Source organism: Beijerinckiaceae bacterium (genome assembly GCA_004564215.1).
Lineage (GTDB): Bacteria > Pseudomonadota > Alphaproteobacteria > Rhizobiales > Beijerinckiaceae > Methylocapsa.
The window spans coordinates 1,330,412-1,351,203 of record CP024846.1; the positions used below are offsets into that span (position 1 = coordinate 1,330,412).

Below are 20,792 nucleotides of genomic sequence, written 5' to 3' on the forward strand. Positions count from 1 at the left end.
GGGGTTATGCATGCGTCCTTCCAAACGCGCCGCCGCAGAATTGCGGCCTGTCACGCTCGAACGCAATGTCGCGCGGTATGCTGAAGGGTCGTGCCTCGTCAAATTCGGCGAAACCCATGTGCTCTGCACCGCGTCTCTCGAAGACAAGCCGCCGCCATGGTTGCGCGGCCAGGGGCGCGGTTGGATTACCGCCGAATATGCCATGCTTCCCCGCGCGACCCATACGCGCACGCGGCGGGAATCGACCTCAGGCAAGCAATCGGGGCGCACGCAGGAGATTCAGCGCCTGATCGGCCGCAGTTTGCGCGCCGTTACCAATCTTCAGGCGCTTGGCGAGCGCCAGGTCACGATCGACTGCGATGTGCTGCAGGCCGATGGCGGCACCCGGACCGCCTCGATTACCGGCGCTTGGGTTGCCCTGCACGATTGCCTCAAATGGATGCACGGCCGTTCGATCATCAAGGATCATCCCTTGCGCGATCATGTCGCCGCGGTCTCTTGCGGCATTTCAAACGGCGAGGCGGTGCTCGACCTTGATTATGCGGAAGATTCGGTTGCCGAGACGGATGCAAATTTCGTCATGACGGGCGCCGGCTCGCTGGTCGAAGTCCAGGCGACGGCGGAAGCCGCCGTGTTCAGCGACGTTCAATTGCACGCCTTGATGGCGCTCGCGAAGGCCGGCATTGCAACGCTCGTGGAACTGCAAAAGCTCGCGGTCGATTAAAATGTCCGGGCGACTCGAAGGAAAGCTCGTCATTGCGACGCATAACGCGGGCAAGCTCGCCGAAATGCGCGAACTTCTTGTTCCTTATGGCATTACAACAGTTTCAGCCGGGGAATTGGGCCTGCCCGAACCCGAAGAGACGGGCGACAGCTTCATAGCGAATGCCGAAATCAAGGCCAGGGCGGCCGCAGAACTTGCCCAATCTCCCGCGCTCGCCGACGATTCCGGGCTTTGTGTCGCCGCGCTCGATGGCGCCCCCGGCATAAATTCAGCGCGCTGGGCGGGGGATTCCCGCGATTTCGAGGCGGCCATGAATAAAATCGAACGGACGTTGCAAACTGCGAAGGCGCGCCCGCCCTTCAAAGCGCATTTCGTTTGCGTTCTCTCGCTGGCCTATCCGGGCGGAGATACCCGGAACTTTGAGGCCAAAGTTTTTGGCGAACTTGTTTTCCCGCCCCGTGGCCGGCTCGGATTCGGCTATGATCCGATCTTTCTTCCCGACGGTTTCGAACGGACGTTTGGAGAAATGGCCTCGGAGGAAAAACATTCGATCCCCTCCGATGGATCGCTCGCGCTGTCCCATCGGGCGCGCGCGTTCCAAATGTTTGCGCGCGCCTGCCTCGACAAGACTTAGCGAGTCACGGGAGCCCCAAGCGCGGCGCGGACCCGCTTCAGGATACGCGCGCGGGCTTCGTCCTCCGTTTCGTTTGCCTGACGCTTGACGGCAAACGGTGCGTCTCCGCTCAACAAGCCTTTCATGATGTGAAATCCGAGCGCGCGATAGACTTCCAATTGCTCCTCGCTGAAAAATTGATCGCCGGTGGATTCCTGCGGAAACTCGCGATAGCGGCGCTTGTAATCTAAAATATAGTCGTCCTCGTCGCCGCTCATCGACGCCTTGACGTAAAGCAGGACGCCCTCTTTGTCCGGCCCATATTGAATCCGGCCGGCGGCGCAATGCGGTCCCGGCGTTCGCGGGACGGGCGTGCCATTTTGATTGGCATCGTCGAAGGCCTTGTTCGTCGCCAAGGTCTGTTCCCGAATGGCTTGCCAGGGGAGTTCGATGATCGCGCCGAGATCGATGCGGGCGTAACGCTCAAGAGCGAGGAGAGCGCCAAAGCTCATCGTTTGATCCGCCTCCGCATCGATGGCGATGATCAGCTCGCAGCGCCGCTTCATCAGCGAATAGACGCCGAGATTTTCGATGTGACCTCCGTCGGTCAGAAAAATCTTCGGGCTCTTCTCGGTAATCCAACTGAACATTTCCACGAAGAGGACAATGCTGGGCAATTTGAAGAGCTGCGCGATGAGCCAATCGCGCTGCCGCGCCATTGGCGGATGGGCGCACCCGGGGTTCGGATTGCGGAGCCAATATCCAAGGCGGATGTTGAGAACCGCAAGGGTAAAGGCAAGCGGTTTGATGGTATGCGCGCCCATGTTGGACGAGATGGCCGCTCCCGAAATGGCCATGGCGGTGCCGAGATTGAGGGTGGGCTCTTTCCCATCGATCTGCCGCGTACCGATATAACCCGTCGCGTCGCTGCCGAGATATTCCGGCGTGAAGGCAAAAAAGTCGGCATTTCGGCCGCGCTTGTTCGCATATTGCGAACCTTCGATGTTCAAGGCGGCGTTGATGATCGGGTAAGGGCAGCGGTCGGTGTCGATGTCGAACAGCTTGGGCTCGTAGGATTTCAGGTCGCCATAAAGATCGCGGTGCCCTTGGTCCGAGCTTGGATCGAACAGAAAAGCCTTGCTGAGCCGATCCCGGTAAAGGCGGTAGAGGGAGGTGCGATTTGGGTTGATGAGCAAGGCCGCAAGCGTCGCGGCAACAAAAGCTCCGAAAAATAAAAGCACAGCGCCGTGCTGAAGGCCGTAATAGGTCAAATATAAATACAAAACCCACAAGAAAAACGGCACGACGAGTGCGGCTATCCATAAAGCCGCCAAGGCCATGATCTTTTTGAACCAGGCCATCCAGCCAGTGGCGCGTTTCGCCGCGGCCACGACATCGCCGAGATATTTGGAGAAAAAGGCGGAAACAGTGCCCAGCGACGCGAAAATGGCGGCAAGCGAGGTGCCCAGTCTCTGGCTGAAGGTGCCGCCCCCGGCCTCGACACCAGCCGGTTGTTCACAGATCCACCGCAGAATGAACGGCTGAAATTCAAAAAATACGGTCGTCAATGTCACGAGAAAGAAGAGTTTTGAAACGCCGACCCAACCGCCCCGAAGGGTCGCACTTGAGCCAAGGTTCAGCGACGTCCAGACCGCCCAGATGATGAGAAACAGAACGTTGACGACCGCCAAAATCGCGGTGAACCAGAAACCGGGCAGGCCCCATAGCGGCTCCGAGACAGGCAAGCCCAGCGCGGCCACGGCATCTGTGAGATTCCAGATGAGAAACCGGGGCTGGTTCAGCGCCTTAATCGTCGGATGGCTGACGAGCGTAATCCAGACGCAGAAAAGGAGGACGGGCAAAACAATAAGGATATTGGCGATAAGACCGCGGCCAACAATGCCGATGGCCGTGACAACGTCCAGCCCGCCATGCGGGATCAGATAGTTTGAATAGTCTCTTATGTGGCGAACCGAGGCGGTGTCATTGTAATTATCGGGGTGGGTAAATGGCAATTTGCCATCCGTTTTCTGCATCGTCGCCGTTAGCGCGCAGCCGATGTATCCGCCCCCGGACACCGTCGAAAGATAATCAATTCCATCGAAGCCAGATTCGTTTGCCCCCGTGCTTACGCCCAGAGCTTGCAAAGCGCCGAGCCCGAAAGACGCCGAACGGATCCCGCCGCCGGATAGCGCAACGCCGGTCAGACCGCTGGAACTTCGGTCTCGACCGGGTTTCTTGACACGCAGGCGGCGCGCTTTGATCGCGGCGACCTCTGCTTCCATGACTCGTTTCGGTGGATATCCCGCCCGACATTGCTCATCGACTTGAGCGTCGACATAGTCGTGATCGCCGCGCTTGGCTTCGTCCGACATCCCGTCCTCCGTCCTTCCCGATCCGCCGCATACGCTATCTCGAAAACGCGAAGGGGCCGGCGCCGTCTCAGCCCCTGTCGCCTGGCTGGGCAAAGAAGCGCAAAGCCCGGATGCTGGGCAAAAAGAAATAGGCGCCCCCGCGCAAAGTGATGAATTGCGGCAATCCGGCGATCCGGCGGTTAAGGCCGTTCGGCTGCGGCAGAACAAATGAATCGGTGGCTTTGCCGACCGGACAGGCGGCACGATTGCCGACCAGCGGATCGGTTTCGCCGCTCATCCCGTTGAACTTCGCGTTCATGATCCAAGCGGTTTGGATGAACTCGAATTGCCGGGCAATATTGGCGTTGAGGGCAATGAAATATATTCCGCTCTTATTATGATGTACGTCGTCCCGCCGGGCCGCTTGCGGTTCGATCAAATCGCCATAGGGCCGCCCTCGCCGCACAATTCGGTGCAGGCGGCTTGAAGAAATCAGGTCCTCGCGCGGGCCGTCATGCTTCAGTCCCAGCATGCGAAGGATCCAGGAAAGAAAGCCTTGCCTTCCACCCGGCATGTCGCCCGTTCGGGGATTTGCACGGCGAATATGGGATCCAAAGGGACAGGTCAAACCCTCGGGGTCCGAATCGAAGGTGAACCCGTTCTGACGGATGTCGATGGCTTCCGGTCCGACGCCGCGCGTGTTGGGCGCTGATGCGGGGACAAGCGGATCGCCGGTGGAAAGACGCCGCCCCACCATCGCTTCCGCCAAGCTGACGCCCTCATCCTCGGGCGATTGCTTGGACACGAATTGCCAAAAGCCCGGAACATTTTGCTCAAGTTGGCGGAACACGAGATAGGTTCCATTGCGACCAAGGTCGCGGCGCGTTCGATCATCCTCGGCACGCCGCAATATATCCTTGGGATCCTGGACCGGATCGAGGACCGGGCGGCTGGTGTAAAAACCGTATTCGTTCGGATAGCCAAGAAGAAACTCGCCGGTGGCGATCAGATTGCCATATTCAAGATCCTCGCGGATCCCGACGATACGCTCGCCCTTCCAGTCAATCGCAGGCTGGCTGATGCCATCGATAAACCCAAAGGGTTCGCGCCGCACCTGGTCATCATTATTTTCAGGCGCATCAGCCGCGCGGAGCGTGTCAAGGATCTCAAAGCCCAAGGCGAGGTCGGCGATGACCATTTGCTGGAATGCGGCGAGAGCGCCGTGTTCAGCGTAAAGCATGACCAGAACGTCGGGCTCATGGTTAGGCGCGCCCCACTCCCACTTCGTCGGCGCGCTCTCGTCAACATCGCCTAACCGGCGAGGGCGGCCCTCTTCCTCCGCGTCCTTGCCCGCCATGCCAAAGTAAAATTCTCTGGAAAATGCATGGAGAACCTCCTCCTGCAATCCCAAATTCCGCAGGCCAGGGGCGGTGAACGCGACCTGGAGTGTACGATGCAGCTTATGATCGTCGGACTTTAAATCCGCTATGCTCGTCACGCTGTAAGATAATTTCTCGGCATTCGGCTCTTCGACGATCGCAGCGAGCCATTCTTTTGCCTCCCCCCGGTCCTTGACCCGCAACAGAAGAAACGAGGCTTCTCCAAGTGTGCCATAACCAGAGTATAAGATACCCTGAATGTCGTGAAGCTCGCTGACGGGTTGAACCATGACGCGCCCTATATCTCCGACAGCCATTGACGGATTTCTCCGTCCGACATGGGCTTTTGTTCTTCCAGACCTTTCCGAACGCGGGCATTGCGAGAAATGTCCATCAAGGTCAATCCCGGATAGGCCTTGTACCAAACCTCGGTCGGAAGCGAGTGCCGGCGCTGCGTGTTCTTGAATTCTTGCTCACGCGAGGCGCCGCCAAAAATCAAAAAACTCGTCTTGGGGTAGCTGACCCCATGGCTGAATGTGAGGTTGAGCCCAAAGGCGACCTTATTGACGAAGTCATCCATATAGCTCTCGGAACTTCCATCGTAATTGCTGGCAAAAACAACTCTGCGCTTGTCGTCCAGAAAAACCCAGCGCGCGAAATGGATGGTCTTCACTCTCGCGAGATTGCCCCGGGGATAAAGAAACGGGGTGGCAAGATTGATGACCCACAACAGGAACGTCATTGTCCGCCGCCGGAACGGCCCTGGTTTGATCGCTCCGAAAGCGCTGTATTGGTTGGTCACGTCAAAATCTTGGATAGCGCCGAGGGCCGTCAATTGGTCGGAGGTGGGCGGCGTTAGAATTTCAGGGTCGGTGGTTTCATGCTGCCGCAGACGGTACAGAAAGACCCCGAGAGCCGCGAGCAAGACAAAGAAAAATAGAGCATAAAGAAAGAAGGCAGCGAGCAACGGCAACACCAGAAGAGGCAGAACAAAGCCTATCAGCGCCGCGACCGCGACGGAAATCTGCGCTAGCCTTTTGATTTGCCATAGGAGAGGCGTAGGAGCCGGCGGCGATACACGCGGCCCTTTTTCCTGCACCTTGCGAATGAGCTCGGCCCGGATTTGTTGCGGGGATTCGTCGAGCAATTCTTTGGGGAGACCGGCGAGATAAATGCTCAAAGCCTCATGCAGCTCCGCTTCCTCGCGGATTTGCCGAACCGTGCGGCCGATCCAATTGACATAGGCTGTGGCCGGTTTGACCGAATGGCTACGCATCCAGGCCAACAAATCCTCATTGGGCTGGAAGCCTTTGCAATAGGAAAAGATTTTGCGCAGCCCTGGCTCGGCTCGAAACGCAAAATCCGCGAGCAGCCGATCCGCCGATCCGTCGCAATCGCCAAGGAAAGCGAGATAAACCGGCGGGTCGGGAAACGTTACGCCATAGGCGGCAAGATCGCCCAGAGTGACGTCGTCCAGGATTACGAAACGGGCAAAATGCAGCGTACCGAACTGGCCGAACGGAACCAGGGCGTTGGCCGGATCCACCGTGCCAGGACATTTGTTCATCGTCAGCAGAAGCTGGCGCAATTCCGCTTCCCGACCCGGCAGGATCGGAGCTGCAACCATGAAATTGGATTGCGGGGTCACTTTATTTTTGACCAAAACAACGGGTTAGAACTTCAGCGCGAAATCGATCAGCCGCTTCTTGTCCCAATAGACCTTGCCGAGATAGAAATTCGGACTAATGAGGCGAATCTCGTCCCGGATCCAATGCGCGACCAGCGATGTATCCGAGTAATCCAGGACGATGCATTCTTTTCCGTCCAGCCAGCTCGGCGCCTTGTAGACTTTTGCAACAATGGCATTGAAGCCGAAGGGCAGAATCCGGTTCTTTAAATACCCGGCCTTGGCGTCAAAAACTTTTCCCTGCCACGCGAAATGGTTGATCAGGGTCGCTATTTCAGGAGAATAGGCAGTGCCGGGCGCGATGATGGCTGTCCCGTCCGCCTGACCGTCCGGTATTGGCCCAGACTCCGAGGCGCTGAACAGATCGTCGAGTTCTGTTTGATTCATGCGAAGCAATTGAGCGACATCATAGGCCATTGCGGCTCCTCCCCCGGTTGTCGCTTTCAGGCCGTCAATTGAACGCCCTATTTTCCGGCGAAAGAATTGCACAATTTTCAGTTCGCTTCTAGCACTATTTGGATCGCAATCCCCGCCAGGCGGGAAGAAGCAAAATCATCAACCTGGGCGCGATTCGTCCTGTGATTGCGCTTCTTGCAGAATGACGTCGGCGGCCTTCTCGGCGATCATATAGATCGCGCTCGCGATGAAGAAACCGGGGATGCGCGGAAACACGGAGGCATCGACAACGCGCAGCCCTTTCGTTCCATGCACCTTGAAGTCACTGGACAATACGCCCCCGGCATCGGGGGCACCGATCGCGCAGGTGCAGGAGGCATGATGTCCCCAGGCGGTGTCGCGCACATGCTGCGCGAGCTCGTCGTCGCTTTGCAAATGCGCCCCGGGGAATAATTCCGTGTCCATCAGCGGCGCTTCGTCTCCGGGCCTGAGCCGCGTCGCCGAGGCGGCAATGGAACGGACGGACCGGATTCCCGCAACCACCGCTTTCAGATCCTTTTGCTCGGAGTCGGAGCCTTCATTGAAATAACGGAAATTGATTTCTGGACGGTCCTGCGGATCGGCGGAGCGCAACCGCACATAGCCCGCCCGGTTGATCGTATGCGCCTTCAAGACCGCAAACGTCAGATAATCGAGCCCCTTGCGAAAATCGAGGGAATAGTCGGGGTAATAGCCCTTGAACCTTGCCAGCAGGGCCATGCAGAACAGATCCGGGTCGAGAAGTTCCGGTGCCGAACGCTGCGTGAAAGCGATGGCGGCTCCGTTCGAAATATACATGCCATTTCGATTGTCGAGCCATTCCCGGTATTGGGGATCGGTTTTGTCGAATTTCGCGCCAACGAGACAGCTCCACGGTTGGTCCATTTTGTGGACGACCGTCACTTCATAACGGTCCTGGAGATTTTGCCCCACGCCGGAAAGTGGCGACACGATTGAAATGCCGTGCCTTTCGAGTTCGTCCCGAGGGCCTACGCCCGACAACATCAAAAGCTGTGGCGTGTTAAAGGCGCCTCCCGCCAGGATAACCTCCCGCGCCGCCCGCACCTCGCGCCGTTCCCCTGGCTTGGTGCTGGCATTTTTGTGAGCCCGATAGAGACGTTCGCCCTTCAAATATTCGACACCGACGGCGCGGTTTTCGGCATCGAAAATGACCCGCGTCGCGAGCGCATGGAGCTCGATGCGAAGCCGGTCCGGATAGCGCGCCGCGACTTCCCTGAGACGCTCTCGGGTCCCCGTTCGTGAATGCCCATCGGTCGTCATGGGCACATAGCAAAGCCCCGGCACCCGGTGCCGCAGACGCCGCGCGTCGTTTGGATCGGCTTCCCCTTTGAAGAAACGCCGGAGTGCAGCCCTCCAACGCGGTTCGTCTCGGATCACGCTCCATGCGGAACGGATGATCAATTTCACAAGCTGATCATCTTTGAAAGCGTTTTGGGGTCTTGCCTTTTCGGTAGGAAGCCAACCGCTCCAGCCATGCCCCGTCCAATCGAGGCCGAACCAGCGCAGGAAGCGCCGGAGCGGACGGTGCCGGCAGTCTTCCAGCAAGCGCAGATAGCGCCGCATGTTCGAGGCAGCCCAGGAGGGATCGCCGGTCAGGCGCGCAATTTCATCCCAATCGGATTCATAAGGCGCGACGAAAATCATCGCATTATGCGCCGTGCAGCCGCCGAGCGTGCCGGCGCGTGGATAAAAGATACTGTCTTCGCCGGTTGCCGGATCAGGCCGATGCTTCCAATCAGCCTTCTGTTGCGCATCGTCGGTATAATGGCGGACGAAAAAATCCCAGCTCATCGTCGGGTTTTCGGACGCAAAAGGATGGAAGCCGGGAACATTGTAGTCCTCCGGCAGCCCTGCCGCTACGCCTTGACGCGGATCGCCCCCCGCCTCCAGCAGGACCACACGCATTCCCGCCTCGGCGAGCCTGGCGGCGAGAGTCCCGCCGCCCGCACCCGAACCAACGACAACATAATCGCAGTCATACATGCGCGACGAACCTTCGGTGCCCGCGGAGTCTTCAGAACGTCTTGATAAATTCAATCAGGGCGCGCTTGTCGTCGTCGCTCAACACCGGTTCAGGGGCAAACGACTTCTCCTCATCGCTCAGACCCTCCACATTGTTGAACTCCGCCGTCCCGAAATAATGGCCGCGATTGACGACGAAGTCCGGACATTTGCTGAGCTTCAGCATTGGCTCCTTGAGATTAGCGAACTTCTGCCGCAGTTCCTCGTCGGAGACATTGTCCGGCAGCGTCAAAACATCCGCTTTCAACTTCAAGACGAATTCACCAAGATTTTTGATGAAGGCCACCTTTTCAACCGGATCGTCGGTTTCGGAGCGCAAGCGGATATTGGACAAAAGATTGACCGGCATTCCTTTAGGGATCGGGCCGAGCGTCAATCCCCCGCCAGAGGCGACGAGCCCTGGAAACCAGCGATGCAACTTGGCCCTGAAGCCATCCTGAAGGGGCTCAAAGGCGTCGGGCACCGAGATATAGCCTTGCGGAATCGGAATCCAGCTTCGCGCCGAGGTCCGATCAATCACGCCCAGCGCCTTGTCGCCCAGCGTTTTGTCGCGCTCGCGTTTTTCCGGCCACAGCAATTGCTCGATCGAAGCCTGAAAGACTTCCATCCTGGCCTCGACGGAAGGACTTTCGTTGAACGGGCCGAGGCTATTGTTAAGCAGGAACGGGGCGGTCGACCAGATGCTGACCAGCGGGGGCACCCGGGTGTAGCCGCGTCCTCCGGCCGGCATCTTGTAAGGCTGCAGTTCCCCGGTGAAGGGATCTTGCACGGTGATGGTCCCGACCGAAGGCAGATCCTTGTAGGACGTCGAGGAGAAGTTATCCCAGATGTTGCCGGCAATGGCATTCGTCGCCAGCGGACTGCAGGCGTTGGTGCGCAGCAGCGTCACCGGGACGCGTACGTCGGTTGAAAGATAATTCCCGGCGAGGAAATCAGGCGCGGCGACGATCTTTCGCATCTCGTCCTTGAACTGATCCGTCTTGGTAAAATTCCAATAGCGTTTCCAGCAGGCGAGATAATCGGGACCGGCGCAGCCCGAGGGATCGAGACCCGCGACACTTTCGGGCAGTTTGCTCGAATGGCAGCGGGCGCACGTCTCGGCGAACACCGTCTTACCGCGTTCCAGCGACGCCTCTTCGGCGTGCAAATATTGGTCTCCGCCCGGCGCATCCTTCAGATTGTCCGGCTGTCCGGCCTTGAGAAAGAACAGCGCCATGTTGAACGTGCCGGCTTCCGTGGCCTGCCAATAGGATGAGTTCTTTTCGGCGGTCTTGATCTCAATCGGGCTGATCGTCTTGCCGCCGGCCACCGGATTGAAGTGCAAAAGCCATTCTTCGCTGAACAGACCGATGTTGAGATAGACCCGGTTCAGCGCGCCGAGCGCCCCGACCGAGTCCGATCCGTCCTTCAGCACATGCGGCGTCCAGACGGTCGCCGGCTTGTCGAAGAATTGGGTAAGCACCGGGGCGGAGGAAAAATCGTTGAGCTGCTTGTTATCGAGTTCTCCGCCGGACAGCGTTTCCTTCCCCCAGCGCTTGCCAATGGCAAGGCGAGGCAAGAGATTATAGACGGCGTTCATGGTTCTTGGATTATTGATATAGTCCGTCGAAACCAGCGAGGTGTCCATAGCGCCCGGCCGATAGGTCTTGACGAGCTGGTACATGAAATTCTTTGGATCGGCGCCGTAAATGAACAGCCGATCGACCCACATGTATTGAGCGCCCACCGTCGAATTGAGATCGGCCCATTGCGGATGTGCGGGATCGGCCGGGGGGTGAATCGGGCTTGGCCCGACGTGGCAGAATCCGCAGGACATCCCTACCCTGTAGGGCCGCACCAAATTCGGATCGTTGAAGTATTTCTCGTCGGTATAATATCGGTTGGCGTCCCAGCTTTTCGCCGCGTCTTCGTTGAAATCCGGATTGGGAAAAAGGCGCAGGCCGACGATGCCGGTGGCATAGCCAAAGTAGGAGCCAACAGGGAGGGTCTGGTCCTTTCCGATTGCCTTGCCGCGGGCGCCGATCACAACCCCCGGATATTTTTTTTCATCCTCGAATGGATCGGCTGGACATTCCTTGTTGCGGATGTCGAGCCAAAGACCGAAGCGGCTCGGATCGGGGGCGGTCGCCTTGTCGAAGCAGGGCTCATTGACGAGGCCCAACCAACTCCAGCGCGAATCGCGGTCGGATTTCAAGCCAGGGTAGGAACTGATGATCTTCAGAAGGTCGAAGCCACCAAATGTTGCGGCGGTCATCTTGTCCCAGAAGCGGTCGTTCCCGCCGGTCCAGACCACCCACATATTGCGGCCCTTGATTTCCTCCGGCGTCAGGGCGACCCCATTATCCATGTCATGGAAATAATCTTCCGAAGCCTGCGGAAAACTGGCGGCCTCCCGCCCAACGCGTTTTGCCTCATCGACCACGTGCCCGGATTGCGGAGACGAATCACAGCCCAAGAGAAAAATCATGCACGACAAAATGACGAGCCCGCCGCCAAGCACTCTCAATCGCGCCATAGTCCCCTTTCCCCCTTTTTTGTTGCGCCGCAAAAGCCCCGCGCATTTAATATTTAATAAAGCCAGCAGAAAATTTGGTTTGAACCCATGCAATCGCCAAGGCTTTCGGGCGCCGCAACGACACCGATGCCCCTAGCATAAAAACGCTTCCCCCGAAACGAGCCACCGATCGTGGCGTGCGCGAAGCCCGCGAAAAGCGGACGGGCAGAGTTTTGAAAGCTAACCTATTTTGTGCGTGGCGAATAGTGATTTAGTTTCATGTCGTAGGCACGCCGACCCTCTGCTCGCCGCTGGCGAATAACGCGCGAGAAGCAACGTCGGCCTGTGCCGAACGACAGGTATGCACGGGGAGCCTTTTCCGATTCGCAGGGGAATGTTAACCTAAAGCACTTGTGGATGATCGTCCCGCTGCTTTCGTCGATGAGGCCATCGGTCTATTCAAGACAAGATGTGTTCGCGGACCACGGTGAAAGGATAAGCAGATGTTCCTCAAGGCATTGCATGACGCGCTGGTGTTCTTCCTGCACGTGGAACGCCGATTGGAACCCTGGTTCCGGCCGCAGTTCGACCGGATTTTTCGTGAGCCTCTGGCGAAAATCATCCAATTCCTGATCAATGTGCAACGAAGCGATGAAGGTCTTCGGCTGGCCGAGGAACGGCTTCTCCCCCATGAGAAGGAGTTCGAGCAGGAGATCATCGACCAGATGGCGCAGCAGATGCGTAATCATTTCAAGCCGGGAGCCTATGAGCGCGGCGGCAACACCAAGACCCATGGAATTGTCCGCGGCACATTGACGATCCGGGACGATGTGCCTGTCCATATGCGACACGGCATCTTTGCCGAGCCCCGCACCTATCCGGTTTGGGTCCGCTATTCGGGGCCCGGTCCCGATGTTCCCGCCGATATCAACGACGTCGGTTTTGGCAGCATGACAATTAAAATAATGGGCGTTCCCGGTCCGAAGCTGCTCGATGATGAGAAATTCACCCAGGATCTTCTCTGCGTCTGTACACCCACCTTCGTCACGCCCGACACCCGCGCAAATGCGAAACTGCAGGATTGGAGCACAAGGGAAATGCCGGTGTTCTATTTCCTCAACCCCAAGGACACGCACCTGCTCGATTTTTTCATGCAGTCGCTGTGGAACGGGACGCAATATAATCCGCTTGGACAATATTATTACAGCTGCGTGCCTTATCTTCTCGGCGAAGGCCAAGCGATGCAATATTCCTTCTATCCAAGAACCGAAGTCTGTCGCGACATACCGGGCTTGCCGTTCCGCGCGCCGTTCAATTACCTTCGCGACAATATGGTCAAGACGCTCGCGGAAAAAGACGTCGAGTTCGATATTCGCGTGCAGGTTCAAACCGACCCGTTCCGGATGCCGATCGAAAACGCGGCCGTTCTCTGGCCGGAAAAATTATCCCCCCGCGTGCCGGTGGCCACGCTGCACATTCCCGCGCAAAAATTCGACTCTCCCGCGCAATTCGCTTTCGCCAAAACGCTGTCCTACAATCCATGGCACTCCCTGCCGGAACATAGGCCTCTCGGCAATCAGAGCCGCGTGAGGCTCAGGCTCTATACGGAATTGTCGAGATTCCGCCAGAGGATGAACAACACGCCGCATCAGGAGCCAACCGGCGACGAGGTTTTTTAGGCGATCGTTGTCAACGCGCCGTCTTCACGCCGGTCTTGTTCGTGCTTATCCTGCCGCGACCCCCGCACCCCAGGAAAGACGATGCAAGACGGCGGCGCGCGAAAGACTTCACGGGACTTTAGGCGATTGTGGCACTGCCCGGCGGGCTGCTCGGATGATCCCTCGCGGCCGTCCGGCGCTCTGCCATGACCGAGACGGCGACCGCGCTGGTCCTTTTTTCGGGCGGCCAGGATTCCACTACATGCCTTGCCCTGGCGCTCGATCGATATGCGCGAATCGAAACCGTCGGGTTTGACTATAATCAGCGCCATCGGGTGGAACTCGATCAGCGCAATCTGATCCGCGAGTCGCTCAAAAAAAGCTTTCCCGCTTGGGGCGAACGGCTGGGCGAGGATCATTTGATCTCCATCGGCGCTCTGGCCGAGATTTCTTCAACCGCGATGACCGAGGATATCGAGATCATTGTCGACGAGAGCGGGCTGCCGAACACCTTCGTCCCCGGGCGCAATCTGATGTTTTTGACCCTGGCGGGGGCGATCGCCTATCGGCGCGGCCTCAAGCACATCATCGGAGGCATGTGCGAGACGGATTTTTCCGGTTATCCCGATTGCCGCGACGATACCGTTAAAGCCATGCAGCTCGCCTTGAACCTCGGCATGGACAGCCGTTTTGTGGTCGAAACCCCACTGATGTGGCTCGACAAGGCCGCGACCTGGCATTTGGCGGAAACGCTCGGCGGGGCGCGCCTTGTCGATCTCATCATCGAGCAAACCCATAGCTGCTACCTCGGCGAGCGAGGTCTCAGGCACGAATGGGGCTACGGTTGCGGCACCTGTCCCGCGTGCCGCCTGCGCGCCGAGGGCTGGCGAAAATATGCCGCCTCCCGGTCCTGAACGAAGCATTTTAAGGGCCCCATTCGAAGGAAGCTGCTTAGTTAAGGCACCGCCTTATCCTGGCAACGCCCATGCTCCGAAGCCAAAACGGCTGCGACTTTCCGCCGCAGGCCGCCGCGCGACCCGCCGCGCCGGTCAAAAGCGCGCCGCCCTCTTTCCCCCCTGCGGGTTTCGTGTATAAGCGTGCAGCGCGCCAAGGTGCGCAGCATCCGCCGGACCCCTCGCTGGACGACATCCTGGCCGGGACCGAACGGATCGCAAACATCCCTGGATCATACAAACGAGGTTTATCCGATGTCGATTACGGCGACGCGCAAACAGGCGCTTGTGAAAGACTATGCATTGAAACCTGGCGATACCGGTTCTCCGGAAGTCCAGGTTGCTATTTTGACCGAGCGGATCACCAATCTGACCGAGCATTTCAAGACTCACGTGAAAGACAATCACTCGCGTCGTGGTCTGCTCAAGCTCGTTTCGCAGCGGCGCCAGCTGCTCGACTATGTCAAGGCGAAGGACGAGCCACGCTACAAGTCGCTGATCGAACGCCTTGGCATCCGCCGCTAACCGCGTTTGCATCGGAAGCCGCGCGTTGACGGCCTCTCTCTGCTCGAGTGCAGCGCATTGAACTTAGCCGGCTTGCACTCCACGCAAGCCGAGGCTGAGCCTTGTTTCCTGTTCGGACGAACAGCGCGCAGTCTTGCCTGCGCTGGCAAAAACGGTTGCCTTGCCGAAAAGGCTGGGCGCCAAAAATGCCGATGCTCGGACTTTTCGCAAAAACGGGTGTAAATATAGGCGAGAAGCCGGAGACGGCTGTAGGATCGGAGCGTGGCGGCATGGGGCTGCCACCCCAACTCTGGCGAAGACTGAACCTCCATGGCAGGATCGCAAGGCGCTGTTCGCAGCCTCTCGCCATCTTGCTTTGGTGTTGGTCTTCGCCTTTCCAATCTAAGAAAGACGAATGAATGTTCGAAATCCATCGTGAAGAACTCGATTGGGCGGGGCGCAAGCTCGTGCTCGAAACCGGCAAAATCGCGCGCCAGGCCGACGGCGCTGTCGTCGCGACCTATGGGGAAACGACGGTTCTTGCCACCGTCGTCTCAGCCAAGGTGCCAAAGCCCGGCATCGACTTCTTTCCCCTGACCGTCAACTACCAAGAAAAAGCCTTTGCGGCGGGACGCATTCCCGGCGGTTATTTCAAGCGCGAGGGCCGGCCTTCGGAAAAGGAAACCCTGGTTTCCCGTCTCATCGATCGCCCCATTCGTCCCTTGTTTCCGGATGGCTACCGCAACGATACCCAAGTCGTGGTGACGGTGCTTTCGCATGACCTCGAAAACGATCCCGATATTTTGGCGATGGTTGCAAGCTCCGCGGCCTTGACCCTTTCCGGCATCCCCTTCATGGGGCCGGTCGGAGGCGCCCGCGTCGGTTTTATCGGCGGTGCGCTGAAACTCAATCCGACCTTGGAAGAATTGAAGGATTCATCGCTCGACCTCGTGGTGGCCGGAACCAGCGACGCCGTGTTGATGGTCGAATCGGAAGCCAAGGAACTCTCGGAAACAATGATGCTCCAGGCCGTGATGACCGGCCATGCGGGGTTTCAGCCGGTGATCGACGCGATCATCCGGCTCGCCGAAAAGGCCGCCAAACCGCCGCGCGATCTTGTCGTTGTGGACAATGACGAGGTCGAAACAGCGGTGCGCCAGATCGCCGAGGCGGAACTGCGCGAGGCCTATAAGATTACCGCGAAACAAGACCGCTATAATGCGGTGGACGCTGTGAAAGCCAAAGTCACCGCGGCACTTTTCCCGCTCGAGAGCGAGGCAAGATTTTCCAAGGAACGCGTCGCGGAAGTCTTCCACGAGTTGCAAGCCAAGGTGGTCCGCTGGAACATCCTCGATACGGGGATCAGAATCGACGGACGCGACGTCAAAACAGTTCGGCCCATTCTTGCGGAAGTCGGAATCTTGCCGCGAACCCATGGCTCGGCGCTGTTTACGCGCGGCGAGACCCAAGCCCTTGTCGTGGCGACCCTCGGCACCGGCGAGGATGAGCAATTCGTCGACAGTTTGGAAGGCACCTACAAGGAGCGCTTCCTTCTGCATTATAATTTTCCGCCCTATTCGGTGGGCGAGACGGGCCGCATGGGTTCGCCCGGACGGCGCGAAATCGGCCATGGCAAGCTGGCGTGGCGGGCAATTCGTCCGATGCTGCCGACGGCTGCCGAGTTTCCCTACACGATCCGGATCGTGTCGGAAATCACCGAATCGAACGGCTCGTCCTCAATGGCGACGGTCTGCGGCTCTTCGCTCGCGCTGATGGACGCCGGCGTCCCGTTGAAGCGGCCGACCGCCGGCATCGCCATGGGCCTCATCCTGGAAGGCGAGCGCTTCGCGGTTCTCTCCGATATTCTCGGCGACGAGGACCATTTGGGCGACATGGATTTCAAGGTGGCCGGCACCCAGGAAGGTGTCACATCGCTTCAGATGGACATCAAAATCACCGGCATCAATGAAGAAATCATGCGGGTCGCCCTCGATCAGGCCAAGGAAGGCAGACTTCATATCCTGAACGAAATGTCCAAGGCGCTCACCGGCGCCCGTGCCGAACTGGGCGAATTCGCGCCTCGGATCGAGACCTTGAAAATCCCGACCGACAAGATTCGGGAGGTCATCGGGACCGGAGGCAAGGTCATCCGCGAGATCGTCGAGAAAACCGGCGCCAAGATCAATATCGAGGACGATGGCACAGTAAAGGTTGCCTCTGCCGACGCCAATTCGATTCGCGCCGCGATCAATTGGATCAAGTCGATCGCTAATGATCCGGAAGTCGGCCAAATCTATGAAGGCACCGTCGTGAAAGTGGTGGATTTCGGCGCCTTTGTGAACTTCTTCGGCGCCAAGGACGGTCTCGTCCATATTTCGCAACTTGCGAAGGGAAGGGTCGCCAAATCCTCCGATGTCGTCAAGGAAGGCGACAAGGTCAAAGTGAAGCTTTTGGGCTTCGACGATCGCGGCAAGGTGCGCCTTTCCATGCGCCTCGTCGATCAAGAGACCGGCGAAGATCTGGAAGCCAAGGAAAAGCTCGAACAGCAGGAAGCTGGCGAATAATCATGCGAAAGGGGCCGGAAATCCGGCCCCTGTCCGCCGCTCGAATGCGCTGCAACTGAGTTGGCGCATTGAGCTGCGCGCCGGGCCGCAGCTTTCAAGCTGCCCTCGAACCAGTCAATTCTCTCAGCCAATCGCCCCAAAATGTCAGAAGCCCACGCCCATCGGCGCGGCGCCGCCGTTCGGGTGGGCGCCGGCATTGGCGGAATTTTGCGCGGAGGGCGGCGACGATGAGGGTTCGGCTTGCGGACGCGGTTGGCTGGCTTCACGTGCCGGCGCGCGCACGGCCACCGGCGGCCGCACGCGCGGCGGTTTCGGCGGGGGCGCCAGCGAAACTGCTTGATCCGGCTGCGGACGGCGCGCCAGAGCATCGATTCTTTTCGGCCGCTTGAACCGCCCGTTCTGCGGCTCCGGTCGGGCAATGACGGGCGCAACGCAAACACTCGCCTTTTGCTCTTTCAGATCGGCCAGAACCTGATCGTCGATCTTGATCTCGCTGATCGCCGGGCGGCCCCGCTTTTCCAAATAACGGCTCAGAGCCTGCTCGGTTTTGGCGTCGAGCGTGCCACTTTCATTGCCGTCAAAACAACCAAGTCTCCGCAATTCGGTTTGCAGGGCGGCGATCTGAAGCGGCCTGTTGACGTCCGCGGCCCTCGACGCGGCGTCAATTTCCTTCTGAGCGGATCCCGTATCCGCATCTCTTTCAAGCGATGCTTCGATGTCCTGAATCCTGGCGGCGGCGGCCGTCTTGACCGCATCGCAGGGCGTTGCCTGCATCAAACTCCGAAGGCGGGCGACATCCTCCGTCCCCTCTAGAATCGTACTATCGCGGTGACACGCATCGTCGTCGGCCGCGAGCGACGATCCGCCGCGCGCTTTTTCATCCGCGATCGCCCGCTCCAGCGCCTTCAAACGATACCGCGCTTCGACCGAGTAGAAGGACGACGGAAAATGCTCGATGAAATCGCGAAGTGCGGCGGGGTCCTCTGTCGCGCGAAGCTTTTCCCAGGCGATCTTGTCGTTCTGATTGAGATAATATTCGCCGACCAAGGAAACATAGGTCTCGGGGCGCTGCCGGCCGCCGGTCTCGGCATTCACATCACCGGCGACGCGACGGAACATCATTTCGATTTCCAGGCCCGGCTCCTTCAGCCGGCGCAGGAAGGCTTTGGTGAACGGACTATTGCGGCCTTCCCCATCGAGCGCGACCTCCCCAGGGGCGGCGGCATAGGCCACAAGCAAGCCTTCGATCTTGTCGATGCGTTGGAGGCCTCGGCCGCGGTCTCCGACCACGACCGGCGGCGACGCCGAAACGATCTTTGCCAGCCGTTCAGCGACCGGATTATTGCGGCACGCATCGAGAACCACAATCTTGACGCCGTCCGAACGATCGAGCAAGGCCCGGATATTTTCGACCGAGATGGTTTCGAACGGCAGGCTGATGTCGTCCTTTATGTCGGCATCGACCGGCAAAAGAAAATTTTGTCCCAAATATTGGATCGCATGGCCGGCAAAATAGAAGAGAGCCGCGTCCGCGCCGACAGCCGAGCGCGTGAATTGTTGAAGGGCTTTGTTCGAGGTGGCTATATCGGCATCGATTTCCAGCTGAACCTCGAAGCCGAGCCCGCGCAGCGCCGCAGCTACGTCCTGGGCATCGTCGCGCGGATTGGCGAGTTCCAGAGCCGGATTTTTATAGGCGGAATTGCCGAGGACAAGGGCGACGCGCCGGTCCGCCAAGGCAAAGCTCGTCGAAAGGATCAGCGCAACGAAGCCGGCAATGAAAACGCCCGTGGCGCCGAACCCTTTAAATTTCATAGCACCGGTTCGCATGTGGTCGACACCTTCCTTAACATGAGCACCTATCGACGCCAAACCAAGTTCAGGTTAAGGATGGCGCTTGGGCGACTGCAGCGTGCGTTGGCGCACGCTGGACGTCCGATGTCATCTGGACAGCGCTCATGGCGAAGGCCAAGGTGAGTCGGCGGCGACCTTGATCGTGACGGCGGGGCGTCAGCCCAAGTTGAGGGACGCCCGAAGGCCGCAATTGGGAAACTCAACCTCAGATTGAGTGTTGGAGCCGCTTCGATGACGCTGATCCTGACGATCGAGAACGAGCGAAGCTTGCCGAATGGCGCTCCGATCCGCGTCAGGCTTTCCGACAAGCGCGGTCTCGATATTGGCCGCAGCTCCAACGTCGACTGGACACTTCCGGACCCGACCCGCTTCATTTCGGGCAAGCACTGCGAAGTGCGCTATCGCGATGAGGCCTATTGGCTGCACGACGTTTCCACCAACGGTACATTTCTCAATGACGATCCGCGCCGAATTCAGGCGCCCTATCGGCTCTGCCACGGCGACCGTCTGACAATCGGCCCCTATATCGTCGCCGTCGAGACGGACGACGGGTACGACCCGCTGACCGACGCGCCTTTGCTCGGATCGAAATTCGAGCGTGGCACGACCGACGCCGAATGGGTTGCCGGAACCGATGCCGAGGCAATCGCCGCTCATGCAAACGATAAGACCGGAGTTCCGAAAAGCGCGTCTTCCACCAAGCCGCTCGATGCCCACGGCAAAGACGTCCAGGCCCTGGAGATGCAAGCCTGGACCACGCCCGATCGACATCCACGGGGAACCGCAGGAGATCCAGGCGACCAGCAGCCGGAGTCGCGGCAAGGTCCGGCGCCCGAGAAAGGCCCAACCCTGGACGATTTCCTTCGCCGGTTCGCCGCTGCGGCAGGGGTTCCCGAACATATCCTGGCGCGCCGCGACCCCTTGAGCACTGCCGACGAATTAGGCAGCCTCATGCGCATCGCGGTCGAAAATATTACTCAGCTTCTCAACGCCCGCGTCCAGACGAAGCGCTTCGTGCGGGCATCGAGTCAGACGACCATCCAAGCGCTCGACAACAATCCGTTGAAATTTGCACCTACCTACAATGATGCGCTGAAAATCATGTTGGGGCCGCGCACCAGCGCCTATCTCGACGCGAAGCGGGCCTTCGAGAGTGCCTTCACGGATTTGAAAACCCACCAGATCACCACATTCTCGGCGATGCAGCAGGCGGTCCGCATGCTTGTCGAGGATTTGGAACCGGCGGCAATCCAGGAGGCGGTCGGTCCGGAGACCGGGCTTGCCGCTTTGTTCAGCTCCCGCAAGGCCAGGGCGTGGGATATGTATGTGGCCCGTTGGCAGGCCAAATCATTGCGCCACGAAGACGGCCTCATGGACGCGTTCATGCTTTATTTCGCGGAATGCTACGATCGGGCAAAGGATAAGGATTGAGAGCGCAGCTCTCGAACGCTGCATTTCGCGTATTTCGGATGACATTCCTGACTAAGGCAATTAATCGTCAGGAGCGGGAGGGCGTGGAACTGCCAGGAACCA

General features: G+C 58.8%; 14 protein-coding genes. 7 read left to right on the forward strand and 7 right to left on the reverse strand.

Annotation, left to right across the window (positions count from 1 at the left end):
- Positions 1-10 precede the first annotated feature (10 nt).
- Positions 11-724, forward strand: coding sequence for a ribonuclease PH (locus tag CU048_06230; GenBank protein QBR70946.1), 714 nt, complete (start codon positions 11-13; stop codon positions 722-724).
- Between the two features lies 1 nt (position 725).
- Positions 726-1,358: a non-canonical purine NTP pyrophosphatase, RdgB/HAM1 family gene (rdgB, locus tag CU048_06235; GenBank protein ID QBR70947.1), complete on the forward strand. Its 633-nt coding sequence runs from the start codon at positions 726-728 to the stop codon at positions 1,356-1,358.
- Here the strand turns inward: rdgB and CU048_06240 are convergent.
- The 6 genes from CU048_06240 to CU048_06265 all read right to left on the reverse strand — a co-directional run bounded on the left by CU048_06240 (position 1,355) and on the right by CU048_06265 (position 11,750).
- A complete protein-coding gene (locus tag CU048_06240) occupies positions 1,355-3,712 on the reverse strand; it encodes a hypothetical protein (protein QBR70948.1) in 2,358 nt (785 codons plus the stop codon). The genes rdgB and CU048_06240 overlap by 4 nt on opposite strands.
- A 67-nt stretch (positions 3,713-3,779) precedes the next feature.
- The gene (locus CU048_06245; GenBank protein ID QBR70949.1) at positions 3,780-5,360 is read right to left on the reverse strand and encodes a peroxidase; all 1,581 of its coding nucleotides are present in this window, start codon (positions 5,358-5,360) and stop codon (positions 3,780-3,782) included.
- Between the two features lie 8 nt (positions 5,361-5,368).
- On the reverse strand, positions 5,369-6,718 hold the full coding sequence (locus CU048_06250) for a hypothetical protein (protein QBR72706.1): 1,350 nt from the start codon (positions 6,716-6,718) through the stop codon (positions 5,369-5,371).
- Positions 6,719-6,742: 24 nt separating this feature from the next.
- A complete protein-coding gene (locus tag CU048_06255; GenBank protein ID QBR70950.1) occupies positions 6,743-7,174 on the reverse strand; it encodes a hypothetical protein in 432 nt (143 codons plus the stop codon).
- Positions 7,175-7,312: 138 nt separating this feature from the next.
- Complete coding sequence (locus CU048_06260; protein QBR70951.1) at positions 7,313-9,196, reverse strand: glucose-methanol-choline oxidoreductase; 1,884 nt, start codon at positions 9,194-9,196, stop codon at positions 7,313-7,315.
- 31 nt (positions 9,197-9,227) lie between these two features.
- Entirely contained in the window at positions 9,228-11,750 is a 2,523-nt protein-coding gene (locus CU048_06265) for a hypothetical protein (GenBank protein QBR70952.1), read from the reverse strand.
- Positions 11,751-12,232: 482 nt separating this feature from the next.
- On the opposite strand from CU048_06265, the gene CU048_06270 reads away from it, so the two are divergent.
- The 4 genes from CU048_06270 (at position 12,233) to pnp (ending at position 17,408) form a co-directional block, all read left to right on the forward strand.
- Complete coding sequence (locus tag CU048_06270) at positions 12,233-13,408, forward strand: hypothetical protein (GenBank protein QBR70953.1); 1,176 nt, start codon at positions 12,233-12,235, stop codon at positions 13,406-13,408.
- Positions 13,409-13,593: 185 nt separating this feature from the next.
- Complete coding sequence (queC, locus tag CU048_06275) at positions 13,594-14,301, forward strand: 7-cyano-7-deazaguanine synthase QueC (GenBank protein ID QBR70954.1); 708 nt, start codon at positions 13,594-13,596, stop codon at positions 14,299-14,301.
- Positions 14,302-14,595: 294 nt separating this feature from the next.
- On the forward strand, positions 14,596-14,865 hold the full coding sequence (locus CU048_06280; protein ID QBR72707.1) for a 30S ribosomal protein S15: 270 nt from the start codon (positions 14,596-14,598) through the stop codon (positions 14,863-14,865).
- Positions 14,866-15,263: 398 nt separating this feature from the next.
- Complete coding sequence (pnp, locus tag CU048_06285; protein QBR70955.1) at positions 15,264-17,408, forward strand: polyribonucleotide nucleotidyltransferase; 2,145 nt, start codon at positions 15,264-15,266, stop codon at positions 17,406-17,408.
- 144 nt (positions 17,409-17,552) lie between these two features.
- Here pnp and CU048_06290 read toward each other — a convergent pair whose 3' ends face one another.
- Complete coding sequence (locus CU048_06290) at positions 17,553-19,235, reverse strand: hypothetical protein (GenBank protein QBR70956.1); 1,683 nt, start codon at positions 19,233-19,235, stop codon at positions 17,553-17,555.
- A gap of 255 nt (positions 19,236-19,490) precedes the next feature.
- Here CU048_06290 and CU048_06295 point away from each other — a divergent pair, with 255 nt between their 5' ends.
- Entirely contained in the window at positions 19,491-20,690 is a 1,200-nt protein-coding gene (locus CU048_06295) for a type VI secretion system-associated FHA domain protein TagH (GenBank protein ID QBR70957.1), read from the forward strand.
- Positions 20,691-20,792: the final 102 nt, after the last annotated feature.